The organism is Methyloversatilis discipulorum (genome assembly GCF_000385375.1).
Taxonomy (GTDB): domain Bacteria; phylum Pseudomonadota; class Gammaproteobacteria; order Burkholderiales; family Rhodocyclaceae; genus Methyloversatilis; species Methyloversatilis discipulorum_A.
Window position 1 is genome coordinate 948,785 of the sequence record NZ_ARVV01000001.1, and the last position, 26,699, is coordinate 975,483.

Here is a 26,699-nt window from a genome sequence, read left to right on the forward strand (position 1 = left end):
TCAGAGCTTGCCGGCGCGTTCGAGCAGGAAGTGGGTCAGCAGCGGTACCGGACGACCGGTGCCGCCCTTTTCCTTGCCGCTCTTCCATGCGGTACCGGCGATGTCCAGGTGCGCCCACTTGAACTTCTTCGCGAAACGGGCAAGGAAGCAGGCGGCGGTGATCGACCCGGCGGGGCGGCCACCGATATTGCCCATGTCGGCGAAGTTGCTCTTCAGCTGATCCTGGTAATCCTCCCAGATCGGCAGGCGCCAGGCGCGGTCCCAAGAGGTCTGGCCGGCGGCCAGCAGTTCGTCGGCCAGCGCGTCGTCGTTGGCCATCAGGCCGCTGGTGACGTGGCCCAGCGCGATGATGCAGGCACCGGTCAGCGTCGCGATATCGATTACGCAGGCGGGCTCGTAACGCTCGGCGTAGGTCAGCGCATCGCACAGGATGAGCCGGCCTTCGGCGTCGGTGTTCAGGATTTCTATGGTCTGGCCGGACATCGACTTGACCACGTCACCGGGCCGCGTGGCTGCGCCACCCGGCATGTTCTCGGTGGTCGGGATGAGGCCGATCACGTTCAGCGGCAGCTTCATCGCGGCCAGCGCCTGGAAGGTGCCAAGCACGCTGGCGGCGCCGCACATGTCGTACTTCATCTCGTCCATGCCTTCGCCCGGCTTCAGCGAAATGCCGCCGGTGTCGAAGGTGATGCCCTTGCCGACCAGCACGATGGGCGCCTCGTTCTTCTTGCCGGCGCGGTACTCCATCGCGATGAACTTGGGCGGCTGGCGCGAGCCGGCAGCGACCGACAGGAAGGAACCCATACCCAGCTTCTGAATGTCGGCGCGGTCGAGCACGGTGACGGCGATATCCGACTTCTTGCCAAGTTCGAGTGCCTGTTCGGCGAGATAGGTCGGCGTGCAGACGTTGGGCGGCAGGTTGCCGAGCGTCTTCGCGAGCGCCATGCCGTGACCGATCGCTTCGCCCTGTGCAAGCGCGTCGGCGGCAGCAGACGCCGCGGTTTTCTTCGGCAGCGTGAAGCCGAGCGCGGCCAGTGCGCGCGACTCGTCCTTCTTGTTGCGGGCGTGGGTGTCGTAGCGGTACAGCACGTCGAGTGCGACGATGGCGGCCTGACGCAATGCGCCGGCTGTGCCGACCTTGCGCGGGGCGACTTCGGCCAGCGTGCTCACTGCGTCGCTGGCGCCGGTGTCGCGCAGCGCACGCACGCTGGCGGCAACCGCGTCGCGGTATTCCTTGAGACCGAATTCCTTTTCCTTGCCGAGGCCGACCAGCAGCACGCGTTCGGCGGCGATGCCCGGCAGCTTGTGCAGCAGCAGCGTGGTGCCGGACTTGCCGTCCATGTCGCCGCTGCCGAGGATGTCGGCGATGCGGCCCTTGCTGGCGGCGTCGAGCGCCGCGGCTGCCGCGCCCGGTTTGCGCGACTCGAATACACCCACGACCAGGGCGCCGGTGCGCAGTTTCTCGGGGCCGCCGCTCTTTATGCTAAATTCCACCCGCTTCTCCTCTATCAGTTCGCGCTGCTTCAGATCGCCCGATTATCGGCGTGAAGCCGCGCGCGAGTCAAAAAAGAACGGCCTGACGCGGCTTTGCGCGAAGGCGTTCCGCACGGAGCCCCAGGCTTGATCTTCCAGCGCGCCGCCCTGCGCGAATTCGCCAGTACCGCTTTGACGGTGTTCGTCGCCTTGTTCGCGATCGTGCTGTCCACTCAGCTCGTGCGCCTGCTCGGACAGGCGGCGGGCGGGAAAGTGGCATCGGAAGCGGTGATGGCGCTGCTCGGCTTCGGCGCGCTGCGCTATCTGGGCGTGATCCTGTCGCTGACGCTGTTCATATCGGTGCTGCTGGCGATGTCCCGCAGCTGGCGGGATTCGGAAATGGTGGTGTGGTTCGCGACCGGTCTGCCCCTGTCCGCCTGGGTGCGGCCAGTGCTGCTGTTCGCGTTGCCCATGGTGATCGCGGTCGGGGTGCTGTCGCTGTACCTGGCGCCGTGGTCGCAGGTGAAGAGCGCCGAATTCCGCACCCGAATGAGCAACCGCGACGACGTGGCGCAGATGTCGCCCGGCAGCTTCCGCGAGTCGTCGCAGGCCAACCGGGTGTTCTTCGTCGAGAGCGGCGACGGCACCGACGGCGCGGTCAAGAACATCTTCGTCAGCACGACCGACAAGGGCAAGGTCGGCGTCATCGTCGCCGGTGACGGCTACACGCAGACCATGGAATCCGGCGACCGCTTCGTCGTGCTGCTGAACGGACGCCGCTACGAGGGCGAGCCGGGCAGCCCGGAGTACCGCGTGATGGAATTCGAACGTTACGCGGTGCGGATCGAAACGAAGGAAGCGCAGGGTGTCGAGTCGCGCCCCTACCTGCTGACGGTCGAGGAACTGCTGGCCGACCCGACCGCACCGAACATGGGCGAGCTGGCTTTCCGCATCGGTCTGCCGATTGCTGCGCTGAATCTGGCCCTGCTTGCCATCCCGCTGTCTTTCGTCAATCCGCGCGCCGGGCGCGCCAACAATCTGCTGATGGCGCTGCTGATCTATCTCGTCTATTCGAATCTGCTGAGCATCACCCAGGCCTGGGTGTCGCAGGGCAAGCTGTCCTTCGGCGGCGTGCTGTGGACGCTGCACGGCGGCATGTTCCTGCTGCTGGCCGGCATGTTCGCCTGGCGCATGTATGGCCACTTGCCGCGCACCTGGCTGGGGCGTTGATCGATGCTGATCCACGAACGCTACATCCGCCGCGAAGTCGCCCTGGCCACACTGCTGGTGCTGGCGGCCTTTCTCGGGCTGTTCGGTTTCTTCGACCTGATCAACGAGCTCGATAACCTGGGGCGCGGCAATTACGGCCTGCAGCACGCGGTGATGTACACGGTGCTGACCATGCCCGGTCGTGTGTACGAAACGCTGCCGATCGCGGTGTTGATCGGCGCGCTGTACTCATTGACCACGCTGTCGCGCCATTCGGAAATCACCGTGCTGCGTGCGTCGGGGATGTCGACCGGTCGCATCCTGCGTCTGCTTGCACGCATCGGCCTGCCCTTCGTGCTGCTCACCTTCGTCACTGGCGAATTCATCGCGCCACCGGCCGAGCGCGCGGCGCAGGAACTGAAGCTGTCGGCCCGTTCGCAGCTGCTCACCGGCGAGTTCCGCAGCGGCTTCTGGGTCAAGGACGGTCACGATTTCGTCAATATCGGCAGCGTCACGCCCGAGGGGGTGCTGCGCAAGATCCGCATTTTCGAGTTCAACGACAGCCGGGAACTGCTGTCCGTGCTGGAGGCGGCAAGCGGCGGCTACCAGGCGCCTGCCGGATGGGTGCTCACCGACGTCACCCGCACGGACTTCTCGGAGAACGGCGCCAAGGTGAGCAAGTCGGACACACTGGTGTGGGATTCCGATCTTAGTCCGGATGTGATGAGCGTGATGCTGGTGGTGCCGGAGCGGATGTCGGCGTGGAAGCTGTGGCACTACATCCGGCACCTGTCGGACAACAGACAGGAGACCGGCCGCTACGAAATCGCGCTGTGGAAGAAATTCAGCTATCCGCTTGCCTGCTTCGTCATGCTGGCGCTCGCGCTGCCATTCGCCTACATGCACAACCGCAATGCGGCGGTCAGCATCAAGGTGTTCACCGGCGTGATGATAGGCGTGCTGTTCCACATGCTGAACGGCCTGTTCTCGAACCTCGGCGCGATCAACTCGTGGCCGCCTTATGCGGCGGCACTGACGCCAGGCTTCCTCTTCGTATTCGCTGCGGCGGCCATGCTGTGGTGGGAGGACCGCCGTTGAGCGCTTCGCTCACTTGATGCGGATGACCCGGGTGCCGGCCAGTCTGTCGTGCAGGAACTGGCGGTCGCGGTCGAACAAGGCCCAGAACAGCCCGACGCCGCAGAACAGCAGCGACGGCCAGCTCAGCAGATAGCGCGCGAGCGCGCGTTTCAGTTCGGGCGGCCTGTCCTGCGTCGCGTCGACGACACGTATCCCCCAGGTCTGCATGGCCAGCGTCTGTCCGCCACGGCGCCAGTAGTGAACGAAATACAGGCCAAGCAGCAGCAGGATGTGCAGCCAGGCGAACCAGCCCTGCGGCGCCAGTTCGAAGAACAGCCCGACGATCAGATAGGGCAGCATGAAACCGGCCGCCAGCACACCAAGCAGCAGCAGGGATTCGTAGAGCAGCGATGCGAGGCGCCGGCGCAGGCCGGCCGCCGGATAACGGGTCGTTTCTGACATGTGGAAGCGGTGCGGCGTGGCCGCGTTATGAATTGGACGGCTAAGCTGCCTGTTTACTTGCGGACCGGCGCCGCCGCCGCCGCGCCCGGCGCCTTGCTGCCCGGGCGTTGGGCCGCGCCGAGCCGGCTGCGTTCCTCCGGCGACAGCCCTTCGTAGGCTTCCCATTGCCGGCGCAGCGTTTCGCGCTGGTCGGCGGGCATAGCCTGCAGGCGCTTGTAGCGCTCGCGTGCCTCGATGCGCTCCTGTGCCGTCAGACTGCCCCAGTAGCTCATGCGGGCACGCATCCGCGACTGTTCCTCCACCGTCATCGACGGGTAGCGCGCGGCCAGATCGAGCCACTTGCGGCGGCGTTCGGCGTCGAAGCTGTCCCAGTCCGCTGCCAGCGGCGACAGGATGGCCTGTTCGGCCTGGCCGAGCTGATGCCAGCCAGGTGCCCGGGTCTGTGCTGATGCGCCGGCGCAGGCGAGGGTGGCTGCAAGCAGTGCACCGGCAAACTTGCGTCGCATCAGGACCTGCCCTGGCTGTCGAGCCAGGCTCCGAAACCGCGATCGAGGTAGGCGTCGATAGGCAGATCGTCGGTCAGCAGGGCGCTGTCGATGTCGAGGGATTCGTTGAAGCGCTCGTCCTGCGATTGCTGGCTGGCCAGGGCGGCGATCAGTGCGAGCATCAGGATACCGACGGCCGGCGCCAGTCCGTCGCGCAGCCAGCCGCCGCCCAGATGGCCCGGCAGCCCGGCAAAACGGGGCAGCCATGCCAGTCGGCGGCGTGGCGTGGCGGCCTCCAGTGCGCGCTCGCGTGACTGGCGCAGGCGGAACACGATGTCGGGGGGCAGTTCGGTGCAGGAGGCTTCGAGCGCCGCGTGCACGCGCTGGCCGATCGCGGCCTCGTCGGTCGCCGCGGACGGAAATGTCGTTCGAACGGTGGATTTCATAGCTTGATGCCACGCAGTTTGAGGGCGGCAGCGAGCGCGTGGGTCGCGCGCGAGCAATGCGTCTTGACGCTGCCTTCCGAACAGCCCATGACGGCGGCCGTTTCGGCAATGTCCAATTCTTCCCAGTAACGCATCAGAAAAGCTTCGCGTTGACGCGTCGGGAGGCGGGATATTTCACGCTCTATCAGAGCCATCACCTCGCTCTGTTCGAGGTTCTGCTCCGGCGTACGACCCAGTTCCGACGGCTCGTCGATCACCATGTTGTCGAGCGGGTCGTAATCGTCGTCCTCGTCCGAGCCGGTAAAGGACGACAGCAGCGTGGTCCAGGTCGAGCGCACCTTGCGCCGCCGGAACATGTCGCGGATCACGTTCTGCAGGATGCGCTGGAACAGCATCGGAAACTCTTCCGCCGGCCGGTCGGCGTACTTTTCCGCGAGCTTCATCATCGCGTCCTGCACGGCATCGAGTGCGGATTCGTCGTCGCGCAGCGCGAATACGGCCTGTTTGAAGGCGCGCCGTTCGACCGCGGCGAGAAAGCCGGAAAGTTCTTCGCGAGATGCCAGGATGTGTCTTTCTCAGGGTGGGTGGCGATCGCTGCGGAGCGGGCGGTCAGGCCCGTGCGATGCCGAAAATGCCTTGACCGGGAACTGTGCGACAGCTACCCTTTGCGGCTTTTCCGGAATTTTTTTACAGGTGTGGCGATGCTTTTGACCGGAGCGGAAATTGTAGTCAGGTGCCTTGCGGAAGAAAAGGTCGAGTATGTTTTCGGCTATCCCGGCGGCGCCGTGCTGTACCTGTACGACGAGCTTTTCAAGCAGGACAAGGTCCGGCACGTACTGGTCCGCCACGAGCAGGCTGCACTGCACGCCGCTGATGCCTATTCGCGTTCGACCGAGCGCGTCGGTGTCGCGCTGGTGACCTCCGGCCCCGGTGTGACCAACGCGATCACCGGCATCGCGACCGCCTACATGGATTCGATCCCGATGGTGATCATTTCCGGTCAGGTGCCGACTGCGGCCATCGGTCAGGATGCCTTCCAGGAGTGCGACACGGTCGGCATCACCCGTCCCTGCGTGAAGCACAACTTCCTGGTCAAGGACGTCAAGGACATCGCCACCACCATCAAGAAGGCCTTCTATATCGCGAAGACCGGCCGTCCGGGCCCGGTGCTGGTCGATATCCCGAAGGACATCACGATGGCCAAGGCCGAGTTCGATTATCCGAAGTCGGTCACGATGCGTTCCTACAACCCGATCACCAAGGGTCACCAGGGCCAGATCAAGAAGGCCGTCCAGCTGCTGCTGGAAGCCAAGCGCCCGATGATCTACGCCGGCGGCGGCGTCATCCTGTCCGACTGTTCGGAAAAGCTGACCAAGCTGGTGCGCACGCTCGGTGCCCCGTGTACCAACACGCTGATGGGCCTCGGTGCCTATCCGGCCACCGATAAGCAGTTCGTCGGCATGCTCGGCATGCACGGCAACTACGAAGCCAATATGGCGATGCAGTACTGCGACGTGCTGATCGCGGTCGGTGCCCGCTTCGATGACCGCGTGATCGGCAACCCGGCCGACTTTGCCCGCGTCGCGCGCAAGATCATCCACATCGACATCGACCCGTCGTCGATTTCCAAGCGCGTGAAGGTGGATGTGCCCATCGTCGGCAATCTGCCGGACGTGCTGGACGACATCCTGCGCCTGCTCGATGCGTCGAACGACCGCCCGGACAAGGAAGCGCTCGGCGAGTGGTGGAAGCAGATCGAGGAATGGCGCCGTCGTGACTGCCTGAAGTACAAGCAGAGCGACGAAGTGATCAAGCCGCAGTTCGTGGTCGAGAAGCTGTGGGAAGTGACCAAGGGCGACGCCTTCATCACGTCCGACGTCGGCCAGCACCAGATGTGGGCTGCGCAGTACTACAAGTTCGACAAGCCGCGCCGCTGGCTCAATTCCGGCGGTCTGGGCACGATGGGCGTGGGCATTCCCTACGGCATCGGCGTACAGCTCGCCCACCCGGGCTCGCCGGTGGCGGTGGTGACCGGTGAAGGTTCGGTGCAGATGAACATCCAGGAACTGTCGACCTGCAAGCAGTACCGCATTCCACTGAAGATCTGCAGCCTGAACAACCGGTATCTGGGCATGGTCCGCCAGTGGCAGGAAATCATCCACGGCAACCGTTACTCCGAGTCCTACATGGATTCGCTGCCCGATTTCGCCAAGCTGGCCGAGGCCTATGGCCACGTCGGCATCCGGGTCGAGAAGCCCGGTGACGTCGAGGACGCGCTGCGCGAGGCCTTCAAGCGCAAGAACGATCTGGTGTTCATCGACTTCCAGGTCGATCCGACCGAGAACGTGTATCCGATGGTGATGGGCGGCAAGGGTCTGACCGACATGATCCTGTCGTCCGAGGACCTGTAACGCATTACCCCGACACTGTCGTGCGCGGACCCCGGCAGCCATGCGTCGCCGGGTCCGCCTGACGGACTTACCGGTCTGTCAGGCAGCGGGCACCGGCCTCCGGCAGCCCGTCTTCGCGGCGGCGGTTCCTGATTTCCAGAAAGAGGCGCTCGCAATGAGGCATGTCATTTCCGTACTGATCGAGAACGAAGCGGGCGCGCTGTCGCGCGTGTCCGGCCTGTTCTCGGCGCGTGGCTACAACATCGAATCGCTGACCGTGGCACCGACCGAAGATGGTTCGCTGTCGCGCATGACCATCATTTCCACCGGCTCGGACGACATCATCGAGCAGATCACCAAGCAGCTGAACAAGCTGATCGAGGTGGTGAAGGTGGTCGACCTGTCGGAGGCCGCGCACATCGAGCGCGAACTGATGCTCATCAAGGTGCGCGCCACCGGCAAGGACCGCGAAGAACTGAAGCGTGTCGCCGACATCTTCCGCGGCCGCATCATCGACGTGACCGACTCGACCTATGTGATCGAACTGACCGGCAACACCGCGAAGCTCGATTCCTTCGTCGGCGCGATCGACAGTTCGCTGATCCTGGAAACCGTGCGCACCGGCGTCGCCGGCATCGGCCGCGGCGACCGCATCCTGCGCCTCTGATCCGCACACCGCATTCCGCTCCAGCCCGCAGCACCGCATAAACCTACACAGCACAAGGGAAAACCCATGAAAGTCTTCTACGACAAGGACGCAGACCTGTCCCTGATCAAAGGCAAGAAAGTCACCATCGTCGGCTACGGTTCGCAAGGCCATGCCCACGCACAGAACCTGTCGGACTCCGGCGTCAAGGTCACGGTCGGCCTGCGCAAGGGCGGCGCGTCGTGGAAGAAGGCGGAAGGCGCCGGCCTGAAGGTGAAGGAAGTCGGCGACGCGGTGAAGGGCGCCGACCTGGTCATGATCCTGCTGCCGGACGAGAACATTCCGCAGGTCTATTACGGTGACGTCGAGCCGAACATCAAGAAGGGCGCGACCCTGGCGTTCGCCCACGGCTTCAACATCCATTACAACCAGGTCATCCCGCGCGAAGACCTGGACGTCGTCATGGTCGCGCCGAAGGGCCCGGGCCACACCGTGCGTTCCGAGTACCTGCGCGGAGGCGGCGTGCCGTCGCTGATCGCCGTGTACCAGGACAAGTCGGGCAAGGCGCGTGACCTCGCGCTGTCGTATGCGGCTGCGAACGGCGGCACCAAGGGTGGCGTGATCGAAACCTCGTTCCGCGAAGAGACCGAAACCGACCTGTTCGGCGAACAGGCCGTGCTGTGCGGTGGTCTGGTCGAGCTGATCAAGGCCGGCTACGAAACGCTGACCGAAGCCGGTTACGCGCCGGAAATGGCCTACTTCGAATGCCTGCACGAAGTGAAGCTCATCGTCGACCTGATCTTCGAAGGTGGCATCGCCAACATGAACTACTCGATCTCGAACAACGCGGAATACGGTGAGTACGTCACTGGCCCGCGCGTGATCGCCGGCGAAGCCCGTGCCGCGATGAAGGAATGCCTGGCCAACATCCAGAATGGCAACTACGCCAAGAACTTCATCCTCGAAGGCCGGACCAACTATCCGGAGATGACCGCCCGTCGTCGCCTGACCGCTGCCCACGAGATCGAGAAGGTTGGCGCGCAGCTGCGCGGCATGATGCCTTGGATCACCAAGAACAAGCTGGTCGACCAGTCGAAGAACTGATTGGCGTCCCGCCTGGCCCGGCGGTTCCGGCACATCCGTGCCCGGGCCGCCGGGCCTTTTGCATTCCGGGCCATGGTACGCCATGGTTGCTCCGGCGCTTTCGCGATGCGTGTCATCCTGATACGTTGAGGGCAGTGGTCGCCCGTTCGCCGCGCCGAAGCGCGCAGTCCGTCCGTCGAGTCGGACAATGAGCACGTATGGCCGACCGGCCTGTAATGCAGAATCCATGCCGCGGTGATCCCGCGCATGGTTCGTCGGAGTGAATGCATGTCCGAATACGATCCGCAGTACATCAAGCCTGCCGACCCGGTAAAGCGCCGGCGCGGCATCTACATCCTGCCCAACCTGTTCACGACGGCTTCGCTGTTCGCAGGTTTCTACGCCATCGTGCAGGCGATGAATGGACGCTACGAATACTCGGCGGTCGCCATCTTCATCGCCATGGTGCTCGACGGTCTCGACGGCCGTGTCGCCCGACTTACCCATACGCAATCGGCCTTCGGTGCCGAATTCGATTCGCTGTCCGACATGGTGTCCTTCGGTGCTGCTCCGGCGCTGATCGCCTATGAATGGGCCATGCGCGGTCTGGGCAAATGGGGCTGGATCGCCGCCTTCATCTACTGCGCCGGTGCCGCGCTGCGCCTGGCCCGCTTCAACACCAACCTGGGTACCGTGGACAAGCGCTATTTCCAGGGGCTGCCCAGCCCTGCGGCCGCCGCGCTGGTGGCCGGTCTCGTCTGGGTGGCGACCGACAACGGCTACACCGGACCCGACATGCGCTGGGCGGCCTTCGTCATCACGCTGTTCGCCGGGCTGACCATGGTGAGCAATGTGAAGTTCTGGAGCGGCAAGGACATCAACCTGCGTCGCAGCGTGCCCTTCATCGTCATTTTCGGATTCGTGCTGGCCTTCGTCGCCGTGTCGGTCAACCCGCCGGTGGTGCTGTTCAGCCTGTTCGTTGCCTACGGCCTGTCCGGCTACGTGATGTGGCTGATCCGCTTCTCGCGGCGCAAGCCTCAGCTGCCGCCGACGCCACCGGAGGCCTGAGCCGGCACGCCGTTGTCGCGGCGCGACCCGGCGACTATATTCGCGACCCTGTGCCGCTCGCGGCCAGCCGCCTGTTTTACGAAACGACCTTGCGCGCCCGCCGCTGCGGACGCGCCCCGGAGACTGCAATGACCGACCGCCTCATCATTTTCGACACCACGCTGCGCGACGGCGAACAGAGCCCGGGCGCGTCGATGACGCGCGACGAGAAGCTGCGCATCGCCCGCCAGCTCGAGCGCATGCGCGTGGACGTGATCGAGGCCGGCTTTGCGGCCGCTTCCAATGGCGATTTCGAATCGGTGCGTGCGGTCGCTGAAACCATCCGCGAATCCACCGTCTGTTCGCTGGCGCGCGCCAGCGAGAATGACATCCGCCGTGCCGGCGAGGCGATCAAGCCGGCAGCGAGCGGCCGCATCCATACCTTCATCGCGACCAGCCCCATCCACATGGAGAAGAAGCTGCGGATGAGCCCCGACCAAGTGGTCGAGCAGGCGATCAAGGCGATCGGCTGGGCGCGCGAGTACACCGAGGACGTCGAATTTTCGGCCGAAGACGCCGTGCGCTCCGACATCGATTTCCTGGTGCGCGTGTTCACCGAGGTGATCAAGGCCGGCGCGAAGACGATCAACGTGCCGGACACCGTCGGCTATTCGGTGCCGGCGCAGTGGGCCGAACGCATGCGCATCCTGATTGAGCGCGTGCCGGGCGCCGACAAGGTGGTGTGGTCGACGCACTGTCACAACGACCTCGGCATGGCGGTCGCCAATTCGCTGGCCGCGGTGATGGCAGGCGCCCGTCAGGTCGAGTGCACGATCAACGGCCTCGGCGAGCGCGCGGGCAACGCCTCGCTGGAGGAGGTGGTCATGGCGGTGCGCACGCGCCGCGACGTGTTCGGTGTCGAAACGCGCATCGATGCGACGCAGATCGTGCCGGCCTCGCGCCTCGTATCCACCATCACCGGCTACCCGGTACAGCCGAACAAGGCCGTCGTCGGCGCCAACGCCTTCGCGCATGAATCCGGCATCCACCAGGACGGCGTGCTCAAGCACCGCGAAACCTACGAAATCATGCGCGCCGAGGACGTTGGCTGGAACACCAACAAGCTGGTGCTCGGCAAGCACTCGGGCCGCAATGCCTTCCGCGCGCGACTGACCGAACTGGGCATCGTGGTCGAGTCGGAAGAGCAGCTCAACGTCGCCTTCGCCGCCTTCAAGGAGCTGGCCGACAAGAAGCATGAAATCTTCGACGAGGACATCCAGGCGCTGATGAGCGACGAGGCCGTGACGCCGGAGCAGGAGCAGTACAAGCTGGTGGCGCTCAGTTCGCGTTCGGAAACCGGTGAACTGCCACAGTCCGTGGTCACGCTGTCGGACGGCGGGCGCGAAGTGAAGGTGTCGTCCAACGGCAGCGGCCCGGTCGATGCGGCCTTCTGTGCCATCGAATCGGTGGCGAAGAGTGGTGCCGAGCTTCTGCTTTACTCGGTCAATGCGATCACCACCGGCACCGATGCCCAGGGCGAGGTAACGGTGCGTCTGGCGCTGGGCGGCCGCATCGTCAACGGGCAGGGGGCCGACACTGACATCATCGTCGCCTCCGCCAAGGCCTACATCAATGCGCTGAACAAGCTGCAGGGCGTGCAGAAGCTGAATCCGCAGGGCGAGAGCCCGATCTGAGCGACCCTAGCGCGATTGCGCGAGCCGGCTCGGCGCGGTGAGCTTGGAGTAGAACAGGCAGCCGAGGAACAGCGCCACCGACAGCAGCGTATAGACCAGGGCCAGCTGTGCCGACGGGCTGCTGTCCGAGGTGGCGCGCACGATGCCTTCGGTGAAGTAGGCGAGGCTGAGCAGCGACATCCACTGGTGGGTGTAGCGTTTGCCACGCAGGATGCCGAACAGCGCGCCCAGCAGCGGCACTATCTTCAGCACCAGCCATGAGCCGCCCGGTCGCAGCGGAGCCAGCCACAGCTCCCAGGCGAGGCCGAGCAGGATGAGGGCGATCAGGCTGGACGAGGCCAGCAGGTTCCAGTGTCGTGCGGTCATGGTCGGGCGGCGAGTTTGAGTGCGGTCAGCGCGAGCCGACGGCCGAGTGCAAAGGCAAGTCGTGCTTCGGCTTCCGACAGCTGAGTCCGCCCGTCGTGCCCGCTCACGTGGCTGGCGCCGTAGGGCGTGCCGCCGTCCGGCGTGGTCGACAGATCGGGTTCGGAATAGGGCAGGCCGACGATGAGCATGCCGTGGTGCAGCAGCGGCAACATCATGCTCAGCAAGGTGCTCTCCTGCCCGCCATGCATCGAGGTGGTCGAGGTGAACACCGCGGCCGGCTTGCCGGAGAGCGCACCGGCAAGCCACTGCGGGCTGGTGCCGTCGAGAAAGTATTTCAGCGGTGCGGCCATGTTGCCGAAGCGGGTCGGACTGCCGAGGGCGAGGCCGATGCATTCGTCGAGGTCGCGGGCTTCCGAATAGGGCGCGCCGCTGTCCGGCACGGCCGCAGCGGTCGCTTCGCAGACGGTCGATACCGGCGGTACCGTGCGCAGGCGCGCTGCCGCGCCGTCGACCGAATCGATGCCGCGGCCGATCTGGCGTGCCAGGTTAAGCGTCGACCCGTAGCGGCTGTAGTAGAGGACGAGAATTTCTTTCAATGCGGGCCATCCAGCAGAATGAGGCCCGGAGTGTACAGCTTTGCCGGTCCCGATCTGCTGACGGACCTGCCACCTTCCCCGATGTCTTCACCGCTGATCGATCTTCTGATTCGTCCCTTTCACGTGCTGGGCGCGGCCGCAAGGCGGCACCGCGAGGGCAGCGCCGCGCAGTCGGCGGCGGCGCTTGCATTCGCGTTGCTGTTCGCGCTGGTGCCGCTGATCGTGCTGGTGCGCCAGCTTTCGGTCTGGCTGCCGGAGGCGCTGCAGTTCGGCAAGCCTTTGCAGGCTTATCTGACCGGATCCTTGCTGCCGGACGACGCCGGATCGGCGGTGGTCCGTCACGCGACGCGTTTCGTCGCCAAGGCGCGCCGGCTGTCGCTGGTCGATCTGCTGCTCCTGCTGGGCAGTGCCTGGGTGTGGGTGCGCACCGCCGACCACGCGCTCAATGCGATGTGGCCGCAGCGACCGCCCCGGCGGCTGCGGCGTACCGCGCTGATCTATCTGACGCTGCCGGTGCTCGCACCATTCGCGCTCGGCGCCGGGACGGCCCTGAGTCTCTATCTGGTGACGGCCTCGCTCGGCGTGGTGAACGAGCCGGCCTGGGTGAAGGTTTTTCTGCTGCGCAGTGCTGCAGCCCTGGTGACCGCGGGTTTCCTGCTGTTGCTGTACCGGACGCTGCCGCGTGCCGCCGTCGGACTGCGTCCGGCGTTGTGGGGCGCGGTGGTGGCGACCGCGCTGCTGACATTGATGCAGAAGGTGCTCAGTCTGTACATCGAACACATGCCGGGTTACGCGGTGGTCTATGGCGCGCTGGCCACGCTGCCGGTCTTTCTGCTCTGGCTCTACCTGTTCTGGTCCATCGTGCTGTTTGGCGCTGCGGTGACCGCCGTGTTGCACGACCGGAGCGGGCGGCAAACGGGCTGACGCTCAGGGGCGGCTGGCAGGATCGGATCGACCACCGCTGCTCGTGTTGGCGCTCATTTCCTCGATCTCGAACAGTTCGAAGGCCTGCGTCTGCAGGTCGAGATCGGACAGGCGAGCGTCGCCGAGCCGGTAGCGGCCGCCGGAATTGTGCGCGATGAGCAGGTCGCGACCGTTGGCCTCGCCGGGCGGCAGCATGATGCAGGGGTGCGGGCGGTGGCTGGTAAGCGGCGGCAGGCGCAGCGCGGGTACCGCGGCGCGCGACCCCGACGCCTCGAACACCACGGTCGCCGCCTGGGCGCCGTGACTGAGCAGTTCCACCCCGACATCGATGGCGCCGGCACTGGCGCTGCGCGCCCAGCGCACGACGCAGATCATCCAGTTGCGACTGCCGCTGCCCTTGATCAGCACCGGCAGGCCGGGCCGGACCAGACCGGTCGGGCCGGCGTCGAGGCGCAGCGCAAAACCATTCGGACTGTCGTTGAGCAAGGTCCAGCCGGTGGTCTGGTTGTCCCAGTCGGCGGCTGGATCGCGTCGTTCGAGCAAGTGCCAGATGGCGTCGAAGCCGATCAGCATGCGTATCGCCTGGCCACGCTCGCGCCGCGCGTGCTGCCGTCGCGGCATCGCCATCCAGCGCGCCTGCAGGCGGCGCAGCAGGCGACGCGTGCGCGTCTGACCGAGACAGGCCGGCAGGTACATGTCGGCAACGTTGCCGCCTTCGTCGATCAGGTCGAGATGGTGGGCCAGCACCTGACCGAGCCGCTGGCAGGAGCAGTAGAGGATGTGCGGACCGCGTTCCGGATCGGGCGCCGCCCGCAGCAGCGGCGTCGGGCCGTGATCGTGCTCGTCGTCTATCCAGAACCACGAATCGAGGTCGCGATGCGGCGGGTTCGACTGGATCTGTACCGCGCCCGAATAGCTGCGCACGTAGTCGGCGATGTTGAAGAAATCGGCTGGCGCGAGGTGCGGCGGTTGCGCCAGTTCGAGCGCGATCAATTCGCGGTGCAACTGTTCGGCGTCCGCCGAGCCGGCGATCTGGGTGGCCGGCGTGGCCATCATGCGGGCGTGCATCAGCAGGGCGTGCGCCGTTGTCCACATGCCGGGCGGTACGTCGGCTGCGGTCAGCGTGCGCAGGGCGTAGACGTCGAGCAGGCAGAGCATGGCGTGTCCTGCCGCGCGCGACGGCTTGTGGGCGGCGCGCGCCTGCAGGGCGTCCAGATAGCTGCGCGCAATCTGCATCAGCGCATCGCACAGCCGATCGGCCGCATCTCGCAGCGTTGCCTGCACGGGCAGTCCGCTGGCGGCAAGCTGCGGCTTGAGTGCTGTCGCGCAAGCCAGCGCGCGGTCGTGGAAGATGTCGAGCACGCGTACCCGCGCCGGCGCGTCCATGCGCGTCTGGGCGAGTACGCCGAGGCAGGTGGCCAGCGCGGCTGCTTCGTGCCCCGGATCGCCGGCGGCGGGTGTTGCCAGCCAGTCGAGTACTGTCCGCAATGGGTCCCCGGTCTTTGCCGAGCGCAAAAGGCTGTCGGGCGCGGCAGGAACGGGGGCAGGGGCGGACATCGGGGCGGGGCGCAAGGACGTGTAGAGCGCTGATTCTAGTAAACTCGTGTTTTGTCTGCGCAGGCCATACGCCTCACTTTCCGTCCGCACCATGAACATGCCTACTTCCTCCGTCCAGTCCAAGGCCGCCATCGACCCCGCCGATCGGCTCATCGTGGCGCTCGACGTGCCGTCCGCGGACCAGGCGCGTGCCATCGTCGACCAGCTCGGCGACGCCGTCCGCTTCTACAAGATCGGCCTAGAACTGTTCATGAGCGGCAACTACTTCGAACTGCTCGACTGGTTGATCGCACGGAACAAGAAGGTTTTCGTCGACCTGAAGTTCTTCGATGTGCCGGAAACCGTACGCTCCGCGGTGCGCGCGCTGTCGTCCAGCGGTGCCACCTTCGCCACCATTCACGGCAATCAGGCCATCATGGAAGCCGCCGGCGCCGACAAGGGGGCGCTGAAGATACTCGCCGTCACGGTGCTCACCAGCCTGGATCGGGGCGATCTCGACGATCTCGGTTTTGCCTGCGACGTCGATGCTCTGGTGCTGTCGCGTGCACGGCGTGCGCTGGCCGCCGGCTGCGACGGGGTCGTGTCGTCGGGGCTGGAGGCGCCGCACATCCGCGCCGAACTGGGCGAGCGCATCCTGGTCGTGACGCCGGGCATCCGGCCGGTCGAGAATCGCCCGGTCGATGACCAGAAGCGTACGGTCGATGTTGCGCAGGCGCTGGCCAACGGTGCCGACTACCTGGTGGTCGGGCGGCCGATCCGCAATGCGGCCGATCCGGCGGCGGCGGCCTGGCGCATGCAGGAACAGATCGCGCAGGCGCTCGGCCAGCGCTGATCGTTGGCAGGTGCGCATCATCAGCCCTTCGGATGATGATGCGCCGGACGCCCTTGCTGCATACTCGTTGCGTCTTCCCTTCCCATCGGGCTTGCCCCGCGCGCGAGTGCTGGCGTCAATACACTCGTTCTCCGCAATGACACGCGTCGGCCGCATCGGCCTCGCCGTGCGCATGCTCTTGATGCTCTGTTCACTACTGCTGTGCGGGCTGGTGCAGGCGGCGTCCGTGCTCGTGCTGCTGAGCGAGCCAGGCGGCGCCTATGGCGAGTTTGCCGAGGCGCTGAAGAACGAGCGCAGCGCCCGCGGCGGTTTCTCTCTGGCCGTGGCGACGCGGAACGATTTCAATGTCGCCTCCCTGACCGCACACGACGCCGTGATCGCGGTGGGTGCCGGAGCCCTGCGCACTGTGGTGCAGGCGGACGTGTCGACGCCAGTGCTCAGCGTGCTGGTGCCGCAGAGTGCATTCGAGTCGATGCTGACCGCGGGCAATACGCGCCGCTGGTCGGCCATACACATAGATCAGCCCTTCATCCGCCAGGTCGACCTGATACGCATCGCGCTGCCCGAGGCCCGACGCATCGGCGTGCTCTTCGATGCCGCTGACCCGGAGCGCCTGCAGCCCTTGAAGAATGCAGTTGCCGGCACCTCGATGCAGATATCGAGCGGCAGTTTCACCGGCGAATCGTCGCTGTTCGCGGCGCTGTCGCAGGTGCTCGACAACGCTGACGTCTTCCTGGCGCTGCCCGATCCGCAGGTGCATAACGCGGGGACCATACGCAATCTTCTGCTCACGTCGTTTCGTGCGCGCGTGCCGGTGGTCGGCTTCTCGGCGGCGTACGCGCGTGCCGGTGCCGTCATGTCCCTGTACTCGACGCCGGAGCAGATCGCTCGCCAGACGGCGGACGCGATCGCCTTCTGGATGCGCGAGCGCACCTGGCCGACACCGCGCCATCCTCGACATTTCACCGTGTCGGTCAACGCGCACGTCGCGCGCTCGCTCGGGCTGCGCATCGAGGATGGCGACGCGCTGCGCGACAAGCTGGTCCGCCAGGAGCGATTGCCATGAAACGCTGGGGCATTCGGCAACGCGTGCTGCTGGTCGCACTGGCGCCGGTCGTGGTGTTCGGCATCGCAGCCGGCATCTGGATGGTGCTGCACCGGCTTGCCGAACTTGAGAACGGCCTGGTCGAACGCGGTCGCGCGACTGCGCGGCAAGTGGCGGCCACTGCCGACTACGGGGTGTTTTCCGGCAATACCGAGTCGCTGGTGTCGCTTATCGAAGCGGCGCGTCGCGAGCGCGACGTAAGCGGCATCATGGTTTCGAGTCGTGACGGCGACCTCGTCGTATCCGGCGGCGAACTCAGTCCGGAGGCTTATGTGCCGGGCAAGCGACCGGCGGGGCTTGCGCTGATCGAGCTCGAACATTCGTTGATGTTCATCGAGCCGATACTGCGCAGTGCGGTACTCGACGACCCCGACGTATTCGACGGCCTGAGCGAGATGCCGGCCGACCGGCAACCGGTGGGCTGGGTGCTGGTCGAGGTGTCGCGTCAGCGGGTCGATGCGATGAAGGGGGATTTCATCGTCACGACGGCCATCGTCGTGGCCGTTGCGCTGCTGGCGGCGAGTGCGTTCGCGATGCGCATCAGCCAGACGGTGACTGGGCCGGTGCGTGAAGTGTCGCGCGCGGTGCGTCGCATCGGCGAGGGAGATCTTTCCGCGCGCGTTTCGGTATTTGGCGGAGGTTCGCTGCGCGTGCTGGCCGAAGGCGTGAATGGCATGGCCGAGCGCTTGCTGCGCGCACGCGACGAACTCGAGGCAAGGATTGCGGACGCCACCCGCCAGCTGCGCAGCCGCACCGACGAAGCGGAGCGCGCCAATCATGCGAAGTCGCGTTTCCTCGCCGCCGCCAGCCATGACCTGCGGCAGCCGATGCATGCGCTGGGACTGTTCGTGGCCGAACTGGCCGAGCGCCTGCGTGGATCGGAGCACCGTACGCTGATCCGGCAGATCGAGGAATCGGTCGGCGCCATGGAAGATCTGCTCGACGCCCTGCTGGACATGTCCAAGCTCGACGCCGGCGGCGTGACGGTGCGCCGGTCGGAATTTCCGCTCCAGCCCATGCTTGCCCGCATCGTCGAGGACTTTGCCGCCGATGCGCTGCAACGCGGCTTGCGGCTCAAGCTTCGCGCGACCGACCTGTGGGTCGAGTCGGACCCCTTGTTGCTCGAACGCATCATGATCAACCTGCTGTCGAACGCGGTGCGCTACACGCAGCGCGGCGGCGTGCTGGTGGTCGTACGACGGCGCGGCGCCAGCGCGGTGATCGAGGTGCGCGACTCGGGGCCGGGTATTCCGCCCGAGGCGCACGACATGATTTTCGAGGAGTTCTATCAGCTGCAGAACCCGGCGCGGGCACGCGGGCAGGGCCTCGGCTTGGGTCTTGCCATCGTGCGCCGGCTGACCGGTCTGCTCGGGCACGACGTGGCCATCCGCTCGCGAGCGGGGCGCGGCTCGGTGTTCTCAATCGAAGTGCCGGTTGTTGCGGCGCCGGTCGGACGTCATCAGACGGGCGAACCGGAGCCGCTGCAGACGCCCCTGTCAGTGTTCGTCGTGGTGATCGATGACGACCCGGGGTCGCGCACCAGCATTGCCGGCCTGCTGGCATCCTGGGGGTGCGAAGTGCTCTGCTCGGCCAACCTCTCGGAAGCGCGCGACATGATGAGGCAGCGCGACAAGGTGCCGTCGCTCATCCTGTGCGACTTCCGCCTGGCTGCCGTGGCCAGCGGCATCGACGTGCTCGACGCACTGCTGGCCGAACAGAGCGGCGACATCGCGGCCGCGCTGGTGACCGGCGACACCGATCCGCAGGTTCGCCGCATGGCCGCCGCGCGTGGCTATCCGGTGCTGCACAAGCCGGTACGTCCGGCCCGCCTGCGTGCGCTGGTGCAGCAGGTCGTGCTCAGGCAGCAGAACCCTGTCGGCTGAGTAGCGGGCGGTCCTTGCGGTAACTCCGGTACTTCGCTAACATCGCGGGTTTTCCTCGTTTCGAAGGAATCGTAATGGTCGTTATTCGCCTCGCGCGTGGGGGTGCCAAGAAGCGCCCGTTCTTCAATATCATCGCCACCGACTCGCGCAATCGTCGCGATGGTCGTTTCATCGAGCGCGTCGGTTACTACAACCCGGTCGCTCCTGAAGGCACCACCAGCCTGTCGGTCAACGCCGAACGTCTGGCCTACTGGCAGAGCGTCGGCGCCCAGCTGAGCCCGACGGTTGCCCGTCTGGTCAAGCAGCAGGCAGCCTGATCAAGCACGTTTCCGAAGCAATGGTCGTACTGGGGCGCATTGCCGCTCCGTTCGGCGTGCAGGGCTGGTTGCATCTGCAGGCCTTCGGCGACGATCCGCAGTCCTGGAAGGTGATCGAGCATTGGCTGGTCAGTGCCGATGCGGACGCTGCGCCTGAACGCTGGCGCGAGCTCAAGCTCGATGGCTTCAAGCTGCAGGCCAAGGGTCCCGTCGTGCGCTTCGAGGGCTGCAACGACCGGACCGCGGCGGAGAAGCTGGTCGGCCTGTACGTGGCTGCTCAGCGCCATGATCTGCCGGATACGGAAGATGACGAGTACTACTGGGGCGATCTGATCGGCCTCGACGTCGTCAATCAGTCAGGCGAGCGGCTCGGCCGTGTAGACCGGCTGCTGGAAACCGGTGCGAACGATGTGCTGGTCGTGGTCGATGACGCGGCCGGGGCAGAGAAGCCGGTTGAGCGGCTCATCCCCTTCGTTTCGGCAGTGGTGAAGGACGTGGACCGTGAAGCAGCGGTCGTGCGCGTCGAATGGGACGCGCAGTGGTAAGTGATGCGCACGCGGGGCAGCCGGTCACCTTCGAGGTGATTTCGCTGTTCCCGGAAATGTTTTCAGCCATCGAACGCAGCGGCATCACGCGGCGGGCGATGGAAAGATCGTTGTGGCAGGTCCGGCATACCAATCCGCGCGATTTCGCGACGGACGCGCACCGCACCGTTGACGACCGACCTTACGGCGGTGGCCCGGGCATGGTGATGCTGGCCGAACCGTTGGCGCAGGCGATCGCAAGTTGCAAGGCGCGCCATCCGGCAGCGGTCAAGGTCGTGCATTTCTCGCCGGCCGGTGAGCGCCTGACGCACCGGCGGGTGATGGATCTGGCAGCGGAGCCGGCCTTGATACTGCTCTGCGGTCGGTACGAGGGCATGGATCAGCGGCTGATCGACCGCGATGTCGAGCTGGAGCTGTCCTTGGGCGACTTCGTGTTGTCCGGTGGCGAACTGCCGGCGATGGCGCTGATGGATGCGATCATCCGTCAGTTGCCGGGCGCGCTGAACGATGCGGCGTCCGCAGTCGAGGATTCCTTCGTCGGCGGGCTGCTCGATTGCCCGCACTACACCCGCCCCGAAGTCTGGGACGGCAGGCCGGTGCCCGAGGTGTTGCTGTCCGGCGACCACGCGCGGATACGCAAATGGCGCGCCGAGCAGGCGCTGGAACTGACGCGCAGGCGTCGTCCGGATCTGCTGGCGCAGGAAGAGAAGTAGTTTTTTTGCAGTACGCGGACGGCAGTCGTCTTGCCGTTCCCTCAACAAACGCACGCATCACGGCAAACGTGCTCTGCGGCAAGGCAATGCCATAGACCAGGAGTCAAGACATGAATCTGATCCAGCAACTCGAGCAGGAAGAAATTGCCCGCCTGGGCAAGAACATCCCCGAATTCGCGCCGGGCGACACCGTCATCGTTAACGTGAACGTGGTCGAAGGCGACCGCAAGCGTGTCCAGGCCTACGAAGGCGTCGTGATCGCCAAGCGTAACCGTGGCCTGAACTCGAACTTCATCGTCCGCAAGATTTCCAGCGGCGAAGGTGTCGAGCGTACCTTCCAGACCTACTCGCCGCTGATCGCGTCGATCGAAGTGAAGCGTCGTGGCGATGTCCGTCGCGCCAAGCTGTATTACCTGCGTGAGCGCTCGGGCAAGTCGGCGCGCATCAAGGAAAAGCTGGCCAAGCGCAGCGCACCGAAGAGCGCAGCCTGATATCCGGCTGACAGCAATAAAAAAGGGACCGCGAGGTCCCTTTTTTATTGCGTGCGCGTCTGGCGCTTGTCGGCGCTTACTTGTGCCCAGGCGGAGTGATTGTGGATGGACTCGAAGTTCTCCACCTCCAGCGTGTAGGCGCGCACCCTCTCCTCGGTGTTCAGTCGGGCGGCGATGTCGCGCACCATGTCTTCGACGAATTTCGGATTTTCGTAGGCGCGCTCGGTCACGTATTTCTCGTCCGGGCGCTTGAGCAGGCCGTACAGATCACAGGAGGCCTCCTGTTCGACGATATCGATCAGGTCCTCGACCATCAGATTGCCGTCGATGACGGCTTCTATCGTCACGTGTGAGCGCTGGTTGTGCGCGCCGTACTGCGAAATTCTTTTCGAACAGGGGCACAGGCTTGTAACCGGCACCAGCACGCGCAGCGTGAAGGTATAGCCACCGTCAGAGCCGATACGCGCGGTGAAGCCGACCTCGTAGTCGAGCACGCTCTGTACGCCCGATACCGGCGCCGATTTCCGGCGGAAATAGGGAAAGCGCACCGATATTTCGCCGCTGTCTGCCTCCAGACGATCGAGCATGTCACGGACCAGGGGCTCGAAGGCCGGGGGGGCGAGAGGAGTATCCAGACCATTCAGCAGTTCGACGAAGCGCGACATGTGCGTGCCCTTCAGATGGGCAGGCAGGCTGACGAAGAGGCCGCAATCGGCCACGGTGCCCTGTACCCAGCCATCGCGACCACGCACGCTGATCGGGTGACGGATGCCGCGGATGCCGACTTTCTCGATCGGCAGTTCGCGCGGGTCCAGCGTGTTCTGGACGTCGGGAATGGCGTGTGGATCGCGAGCATTCATGCTGAACCCCTGGTTTCTCTACATGATCATTTGTTGCATGTAGATTAACATCGGGTTCTGCTCCACTCAAGCCGCGACGCACGAAAAAAAGCCCGGCAGTGCCGGGCCTTCATCTTCGCCGAGGTCGGGGCGTTCAGCGCGGGAGCGCCTGCAGTGCCGCGGTCAGCTGGGCGCGCACACCGGCCGCGTCAAGCCCGACTTCCGCGTAAAGCAGGGCCGGATCCCCGTGATCGACGAAGCGATCAGGCAAGCCGATGCGCAGCACGCGACAGGACAGGCCGGCGTTGTGGATCACCCGCTCGACCTCCGCGCCGGCGCCACCGATCAGCGCGTTTTCCTCCAGCGTGACGATGAGCCGGTGCTTCTGCGCGAGCTGGATCACCAGCGCTTCGTCCAGTGGCTTGGCAAAGCGCATATTGGCGACACTGGCGTCGAACTCGTCGGCAACCGCAAGCGCCGGCGTCAGCATGGCGCCGAAAGCGAGCAGGGCGGCATCACCCTGACCGGCACGCCGAAGTTCGCCGCGACCGATAGGCAACGCGGTCATCGTGTCCTGCGGCAACACGCCGGGGCCGCTGCCACGTGGGTAACGCACTGCAGTGGGCCCCTTGTGCATGTACGCGGTGTAGAGCATCTGCCGGCATTCGTTCTCGTCACTCGGCGTCATCACGACGAGATTGGGCAGACAGAGCAGATAGGACAGGTCGAAGGCGCCGTGATGGGTGGCGCCGTCGGCACCGACCAGGCCGGCGCGGTCCAGCGCCATCATGACCGGCAGGTTCTGCAGGCAGATGTCGTGGATGAGCTGGTCGTAGGCGCGCTGCAGGAAGGTTGAGTAGATCGCCACCACCGGCTTGATGCCTTCGCAGGCAAGTCCGGCGGCAAAGGTGAGCGCGTGCTGCTCGGCGATGCCCACGTCGAAATAGCGCTGCGGGTACTCGGCAGCGTAGCGCACCATGCCCGAGCCTTCGCGCATTGCCGGCGTGATCGCCATCAGCTTGTCGCAGCGGGCGGCCATGTCGCACAGCCAGTCGCCGAACACCTGGGTGTAGGTCGGCTTGCCGCCACCTTTGCCGGTCTGGATGCCGGCATGGTGATCGAACTTGCCGACGCCGTGATAGAGGATGGGGTCGGCCTCGGCGAGCTTGTAGCCGTATCCCTTCTTCGTGATCACGTGCAGGAACTTCGGGCCCGGCAGTTCACGCAGGTTCTCCAGCGTCGGGATCAGCGCGTCGAGGTCGTGGCCGTCGATCGGGCCGTAGTAATGGAAGCCGAATTCCTCGAACAGCGTGCCCGGCGTGATCATGCCCTTCACGTGTTCTTCCGCGCGCTTGGCGAACTCGCGCAGCGACGGCGCGATCTCCAGAACCTTGGCGCCGGCACGACGGGCGGCGTTGTAGGTGTGGCCGGACAGCAGGCGGGTAAGGTACTTGTTCAACGCGCCGACCGGCGGTGAAATCGACATGTCGTTGTCGTTGAGAATGACCAGCAGGTCGGCGTCCTCGACACCGGCGTTATTCAGCGCCTCGAACGCCATGCCGGCAGTCATCGCGCCGTCACCGATCACCGCGATACTGTGCCGCTTCTGCCCCAGGGCGCGGGAGGCGATGGCCATGCCCAGTGCGGCCGAGATCGAGGTGGACGAGTGCGCCGTGCCAAAGGTGTCGTAGGTGCTCTCGCAGCGGCGCGGAAAGCCGCTGACGCCCTTGTACTGGCGCAGCGTCGCCATGCCTTCGCGGCGACCCGTGAGTATCTTGTGCGCGTAGGTCTGATGACCCACGTCCCAGACGATGCGGTCTTCCGGGGTGTTGTAGACGTGATGCAGCGCCACGGTCAGTTCGACCGTGCCGAGATTGGACGACAGGTGACCACCGGTGCGCGAAACCGATTCGACCAGAAAGGCGCGCAGTTCCGTGGCGAGCTGGGAAAGCCGTCGGCTGTCGAGTTTGCGGACGTCGGCCGGCGAATCGATCGTTTCCAGCAGCGGGTAGGCGCTCATCGTGTGCAGGGATCTGTCCATATCAGTGTTTCCTCGTCAGCACGAAATCCGCCAGTTCGCGCAGGCGACGCGCCTCGTCCCCGAAGGACGAAAGGCTGTCGATCGCTTCGGCGTGCAGCTCGCGAGCGCGCTCACGCGCGCGCGCAAGTCCCAGCGTGCTGACGTAGGTCGGCTTGTTCGCAGCGGCGTCCTTGCCGGCGGTCTTGCCGAGTGCCTCGGTACTGGCTTCGCAGTCGAGCACGTCGTCGACCACCTGGAAAAGAAGGCCGACAGTACCTGCATAGTGGTCCAGTCGCGCCTGTGCGTCTACGTCCAGTTGTCCGCAGGCGGCTCCAAGGCGCACCGCGCAGCGGATCAGGGCACCGGTCTTGTGGATGTGCATGAACTCGAGTTCGGCCACGCCGAGCGCGATGCCGACCGACGCAAGGTCAATTGCCTGACCGCCAGCCATGCCGCGAGAGCCCGACGCGATGGCGAGTTGGCTGACCATCCTGACGCGGATATCGGCCGGGACGTCGCAGTGTTCGGACAGCAGCAGGAAAGCAAGTGACTGCAGGCTGTCGCCCACCAGCAGCGCGGTAGCGTCGTCGTACTGCACGTGCACGGTAGGTTTGCCGCGGCGCAGCACGTCGTCGTCCATGCAGGGCATGTCGTCGTGCACCAGCGAATAGGCGTGTATCAGTTCGACCGCACAGGCGGCGGAATCGAGTGCCGGACTCGAGGCACCCGACAGCGCACCGGCGGCGTGACAGAGCAGCGGACGCACGCGCTTGCCGCCGCCGAGCACCGCGTAGCGCATCGCATCATGCAGTCGTGATGGCGCCACCGCCGCGGCGGGCAGGAAGCGGTCGAGTGCGGTTTCGGTGCGCGTCTGGACGGCAGCGACCCAGTCGGCGAAGGATGATGGTACGGGCTCAGTCATGGTCGCCACCGCCAACTGGCAGGTCGCGCAGCAGGCCGTCTTCCAGCATCTGCACCTTCTGTTCGGCCGCGCTGAGCGCGGTCTGACATTGGCGCACCAGTTCGACGCCGCGCTGATAGCGTTCGAGCGCGCCATCCAGCGGCAGCTTGCCGTCCTCCATCGCACGCACGATGGCTTCGAGTTCTTCGATCGCCTGCTCGAAGCTGGCGGGTGCGGAAGCCGCTTCTGCTTTTCTGGTCATGCTGTATCGAGCGTCGGGCAAACTCTGAAAAATAGCTGATCCACATCAGCCGGTCAAACGCGCAAGTGGTTATACTGCCCGGCTTTGTCACGCGTTTGCGTGCATCGTCCGCGGTCGCGCGAAATCTTGCGACGCGGGGTCCGCGATGGCAGGCACGCGGTTTTCCAACTTTGACTTCGGGGGTTGGGGAATGTCCGATATACAGTCCATTACCCGTCTTGAACCGGCGCAATCGCAGTTTCCGGTTTCCTGGTACTTCGATCAGCCGCTGTTCGAGCTCGAAAAGCGCGTGCTTTTCGATAACGGGCCGGGCTATGTAGGTCACGAGCTGATGGTGCCGAACGTCGGCGACTATCAAACCCTGGGCTGGGCCGATGATGCGCTGATGCTGGTGCGCAACGAGGCCGGCATCGAACTGCTGTCCAATGTGTGCCGGCATCGCCAGGCGCTGATGATGAAGGGGCGCGGAAATACGCCCAACATCGTCTGTCCGGTGCACCGCTGGACCTACGACACGCGCGGTGAGCTGCTCGGGGCCCCGCACTTTCCGAACACGCCCTGCCTGAACCTGAAGCGCCAGCCGTTGCAGAACTGGAAAGGCCTGCTGTTCTCGGGCACGCGCGACATCGCCGCCGATCTGGCCGGTATGCAGGTGGCGCCGGATCTCGACTTCTCGGGCTACATGCTCGACCACGTCGAGATGCACCAGTGCAATTACAACTGGAAAACCTTCATCGAGGTCTATCTCGAGGACTACCACGTCGAGCCTTTCCATCCGGGGCTGGGCAAGTTCGTCACCTGCGACGACCTGAGCTGGCAGTTCGCGCGCGACTACTCGGTGCAGCGCGTCGGCGTGAACAACCGGCTTGCGCGTCCCGGCACGCCGGCCTACGAGCGCTGGCACCGCGCGGTGCTCGACTTCTATCGCGGCGAGCTGCCGCCGCACGGGGCGATCTGGCTGACCTACTACCCGAACATCATGGTCGAGTGGTATCCGCACGTGCTCGTCGTGAGCACCCTGTATCCGCAGTCGGTCGATCGCACGATGAATGTGGTCGAGTTCTACTACCCGGAAGAGATCGTGCTGTTCGAGCGCGAATTCATCGAAGCCGAGCGCGCTGCCTACATGGAAACGGCGCGCGAAGACGACGAGATCGGCGAGCGGATGGACGCCGGCCGGCGTGCGCTGATGAAGCAGGGTCGTTCCGAAGTCGGCCCCTACCAGTCGCCGATGGAAGACGGCATGCAGCACTTCCACGAGTGGTATCGGCGCGAAATGGTGGACTATCTTTGAGCGCAGCACGGTACAGCGGGCGTGACGGGGCACTTCGGTGCC

28 protein-coding genes are annotated in these 26,699 nt (G+C 65.2%); 16 read left to right on the forward strand and 12 right to left on the reverse strand.

From position 1 onward, the window contains the following. A complete protein-coding gene (locus METRZ18153_RS0104530) occupies positions 1-1,494 on the reverse strand; it encodes a leucyl aminopeptidase (protein ID WP_020163604.1) in 1,494 nt (497 codons plus the stop codon). A gap of 126 nt (positions 1,495-1,620) precedes the next feature. On the opposite strand from METRZ18153_RS0104530, the gene lptF reads away from it, so the two are divergent. Together lptF and lptG are read left to right on the forward strand one after the other, a co-directional pair. Continuing rightward, positions 1,621-2,703 carry an LPS export ABC transporter permease LptF gene (gene lptF, locus METRZ18153_RS0104535; RefSeq protein WP_020163605.1) on the forward strand — a complete coding sequence of 361 codons (1,083 nt, stop codon included), beginning with the start codon at positions 1,621-1,623 and terminating at the stop codon, positions 2,701-2,703. A gap of 3 nt (positions 2,704-2,706) precedes the next feature. Beyond that, a complete protein-coding gene (gene lptG, locus METRZ18153_RS0104540) occupies positions 2,707-3,780 on the forward strand; it encodes an LPS export ABC transporter permease LptG (protein WP_020163606.1) in 1,074 nt (357 codons plus the stop codon). A gap of 9 nt (positions 3,781-3,789) precedes the next feature. On the opposite strand, the gene METRZ18153_RS0104545 is transcribed toward lptG, so the two are convergent. From METRZ18153_RS0104545 to METRZ18153_RS0104560, 4 genes are read right to left on the reverse strand one after another with little or no spacing between them, the layout of a single operon-like run. Next, positions 3,790-4,221 carry an RDD family protein gene (locus tag METRZ18153_RS0104545; RefSeq protein ID WP_020163607.1) on the reverse strand — a complete coding sequence of 144 codons (432 nt, stop codon included), beginning with the start codon at positions 4,219-4,221 and terminating at the stop codon, positions 3,790-3,792. A gap of 53 nt (positions 4,222-4,274) precedes the next feature. After that, entirely contained in the window at positions 4,275-4,727 is a 453-nt protein-coding gene (locus METRZ18153_RS0104550) for a DUF3106 domain-containing protein (RefSeq protein ID WP_020163608.1), read from the reverse strand. Continuing rightward, a complete protein-coding gene (locus METRZ18153_RS0104555) occupies positions 4,727-5,152 on the reverse strand; it encodes a DUF3619 family protein (RefSeq protein ID WP_020163609.1) in 426 nt (141 codons plus the stop codon). The genes METRZ18153_RS0104550 and METRZ18153_RS0104555 overlap by 1 nt, the downstream gene beginning before the upstream one ends. Next, positions 5,149-5,715 (reverse strand): RNA polymerase sigma factor, encoded by a 567-nt coding sequence (locus METRZ18153_RS0104560; RefSeq protein ID WP_081629060.1) that lies wholly within the window; start codon positions 5,713-5,715, stop codon positions 5,149-5,151. The genes METRZ18153_RS0104555 and METRZ18153_RS0104560 overlap by 4 nt, the downstream gene beginning before the upstream one ends. A gap of 138 nt (positions 5,716-5,853) precedes the next feature. Here METRZ18153_RS0104560 and METRZ18153_RS0104565 point away from each other — a divergent pair, with 138 nt between their 5' ends. The 5 genes from METRZ18153_RS0104565 to METRZ18153_RS0104585 all read left to right on the forward strand — a co-directional run bounded on the left by METRZ18153_RS0104565 (position 5,854) and on the right by METRZ18153_RS0104585 (position 12,012). Then, positions 5,854-7,563: an acetolactate synthase 3 catalytic subunit gene (locus METRZ18153_RS0104565; protein WP_019919415.1), complete on the forward strand. Its 1,710-nt coding sequence runs from the start codon at positions 5,854-5,856 to the stop codon at positions 7,561-7,563. Between the two features lie 154 nt (positions 7,564-7,717). Next, positions 7,718-8,209 carry an acetolactate synthase small subunit gene (gene ilvN / locus METRZ18153_RS0104570; protein ID WP_019919414.1) on the forward strand — a complete coding sequence of 164 codons (492 nt, stop codon included), beginning with the start codon at positions 7,718-7,720 and terminating at the stop codon, positions 8,207-8,209. Between the two features lie 66 nt (positions 8,210-8,275). Continuing rightward, positions 8,276-9,292, forward strand: a complete 1,017-nt coding sequence (gene ilvC / locus METRZ18153_RS0104575) for a ketol-acid reductoisomerase (RefSeq protein WP_020163611.1) — start codon at positions 8,276-8,278, stop codon at positions 9,290-9,292. Between the two features lie 267 nt (positions 9,293-9,559). Next, entirely contained in the window at positions 9,560-10,339 is a 780-nt protein-coding gene (gene pssA, locus METRZ18153_RS0104580) for a CDP-diacylglycerol--serine O-phosphatidyltransferase (RefSeq protein WP_020163612.1), read from the forward strand. A 128-nt stretch (positions 10,340-10,467) separates the two neighbouring features. Continuing rightward, complete coding sequence (locus METRZ18153_RS0104585) at positions 10,468-12,012, forward strand: 2-isopropylmalate synthase (protein WP_020163613.1); 1,545 nt, start codon at positions 10,468-10,470, stop codon at positions 12,010-12,012. Positions 12,013-12,018: 6 nt separating this feature from the next. Here METRZ18153_RS0104585 and METRZ18153_RS0104590 read toward each other — a convergent pair whose 3' ends face one another. Together METRZ18153_RS0104590 and wrbA are read right to left on the reverse strand one after the other, a co-directional pair. Further along, entirely contained in the window at positions 12,019-12,378 is a 360-nt protein-coding gene (locus tag METRZ18153_RS0104590) for a DUF2069 domain-containing protein (RefSeq protein ID WP_020163614.1), read from the reverse strand. Continuing rightward, positions 12,375-12,974, reverse strand: a complete 600-nt coding sequence (wrbA, locus tag METRZ18153_RS0104595; protein ID WP_020163615.1) for an NAD(P)H:quinone oxidoreductase — start codon at positions 12,972-12,974, stop codon at positions 12,375-12,377. The genes METRZ18153_RS0104590 and wrbA overlap by 4 nt, the downstream gene beginning before the upstream one ends. An 81-nt stretch (positions 12,975-13,055) precedes the next feature. On the opposite strand from wrbA, the gene METRZ18153_RS0104600 reads away from it, so the two are divergent. Beyond that, complete coding sequence (locus tag METRZ18153_RS0104600) at positions 13,056-13,898, forward strand: YhjD/YihY/BrkB family envelope integrity protein (protein WP_232415964.1); 843 nt, start codon at positions 13,056-13,058, stop codon at positions 13,896-13,898. A 3-nt stretch (positions 13,899-13,901) separates the two neighbouring features. Here the strand turns inward: METRZ18153_RS0104600 and METRZ18153_RS0104605 are convergent, their stop codons facing one another. Then, positions 13,902-15,386, reverse strand: a complete 1,485-nt coding sequence (locus tag METRZ18153_RS0104605) for a hypothetical protein (RefSeq protein WP_020163617.1) — start codon at positions 15,384-15,386, stop codon at positions 13,902-13,904. A gap of 166 nt (positions 15,387-15,552) precedes the next feature. Between METRZ18153_RS0104605 and pyrF the strand changes: the two genes are divergently transcribed. From pyrF to rplS, 7 genes are all read left to right on the forward strand, one after another. Next, positions 15,553-16,287, forward strand: coding sequence for an orotidine-5'-phosphate decarboxylase (pyrF, locus tag METRZ18153_RS0104610; RefSeq protein ID WP_020163618.1), 735 nt, complete (start codon positions 15,553-15,555; stop codon positions 16,285-16,287). 181 nt (positions 16,288-16,468) lie between these two features. Next, entirely contained in the window at positions 16,469-17,353 is an 885-nt protein-coding gene (locus METRZ18153_RS0104615; RefSeq protein ID WP_232415965.1) for an ABC transporter substrate-binding protein, read from the forward strand. Next, positions 17,350-19,275: a hybrid sensor histidine kinase/response regulator gene (locus METRZ18153_RS0104620; RefSeq protein WP_020163620.1), complete on the forward strand. Its 1,926-nt coding sequence runs from the start codon at positions 17,350-17,352 to the stop codon at positions 19,273-19,275. Before METRZ18153_RS0104615 ends, METRZ18153_RS0104620 begins: the two co-directional genes overlap by 4 nt. A gap of 74 nt (positions 19,276-19,349) precedes the next feature. Then, positions 19,350-19,592 (forward strand): 30S ribosomal protein S16, encoded by a 243-nt coding sequence (gene rpsP / locus METRZ18153_RS0104625; protein ID WP_019919404.1) that lies wholly within the window; start codon positions 19,350-19,352, stop codon positions 19,590-19,592. A gap of 20 nt (positions 19,593-19,612) precedes the next feature. Further along, a complete protein-coding gene (rimM, locus tag METRZ18153_RS0104630) occupies positions 19,613-20,137 on the forward strand; it encodes a ribosome maturation factor RimM (RefSeq protein ID WP_020163621.1) in 525 nt (174 codons plus the stop codon). Beyond that, positions 20,119-20,850: a tRNA (guanosine(37)-N1)-methyltransferase TrmD gene (gene trmD, locus METRZ18153_RS0104635; protein ID WP_020163622.1), complete on the forward strand. Its 732-nt coding sequence runs from the start codon at positions 20,119-20,121 to the stop codon at positions 20,848-20,850. Before rimM ends, trmD begins: the two co-directional genes overlap by 19 nt. 110 nt (positions 20,851-20,960) lie before the next feature. Then, a complete protein-coding gene (gene rplS, locus METRZ18153_RS0104640; protein WP_020163623.1) occupies positions 20,961-21,341 on the forward strand; it encodes a 50S ribosomal protein L19 in 381 nt (126 codons plus the stop codon). A gap of 44 nt (positions 21,342-21,385) precedes the next feature. Here the strand turns inward: rplS and folE2 are convergent, their stop codons facing one another. The 4 genes from folE2 to METRZ18153_RS0104660 all read right to left on the reverse strand — a co-directional run bounded on the left by folE2 (position 21,386) and on the right by METRZ18153_RS0104660 (position 25,363). Next, positions 21,386-22,201: a GTP cyclohydrolase FolE2 gene (folE2, locus tag METRZ18153_RS0104645; RefSeq protein WP_020163624.1), complete on the reverse strand. Its 816-nt coding sequence runs from the start codon at positions 22,199-22,201 to the stop codon at positions 21,386-21,388. A gap of 133 nt (positions 22,202-22,334) precedes the next feature. Then, complete coding sequence (gene dxs, locus METRZ18153_RS0104650) at positions 22,335-24,221, reverse strand: 1-deoxy-D-xylulose-5-phosphate synthase (RefSeq protein WP_020163625.1); 1,887 nt, start codon at positions 24,219-24,221, stop codon at positions 22,335-22,337. A 1-nt stretch (position 24,222) separates the two neighbouring features. After that, a complete protein-coding gene (locus METRZ18153_RS0104655) occupies positions 24,223-25,122 on the reverse strand; it encodes a polyprenyl synthetase family protein (protein WP_029143549.1) in 900 nt (299 codons plus the stop codon). Continuing rightward, entirely contained in the window at positions 25,115-25,363 is a 249-nt protein-coding gene (locus METRZ18153_RS0104660; RefSeq protein WP_020163627.1) for an exodeoxyribonuclease VII small subunit, read from the reverse strand. The genes METRZ18153_RS0104655 and METRZ18153_RS0104660 overlap by 8 nt, the downstream gene beginning before the upstream one ends. A gap of 190 nt (positions 25,364-25,553) precedes the next feature. Here METRZ18153_RS0104660 and METRZ18153_RS0104665 point away from each other — a divergent pair, with 190 nt between their 5' ends. After that, positions 25,554-26,657: an aromatic ring-hydroxylating oxygenase subunit alpha gene (locus METRZ18153_RS0104665; RefSeq protein WP_020163628.1), complete on the forward strand. Its 1,104-nt coding sequence runs from the start codon at positions 25,554-25,556 to the stop codon at positions 26,655-26,657. Positions 26,658-26,699: the final 42 nt, after the last annotated feature.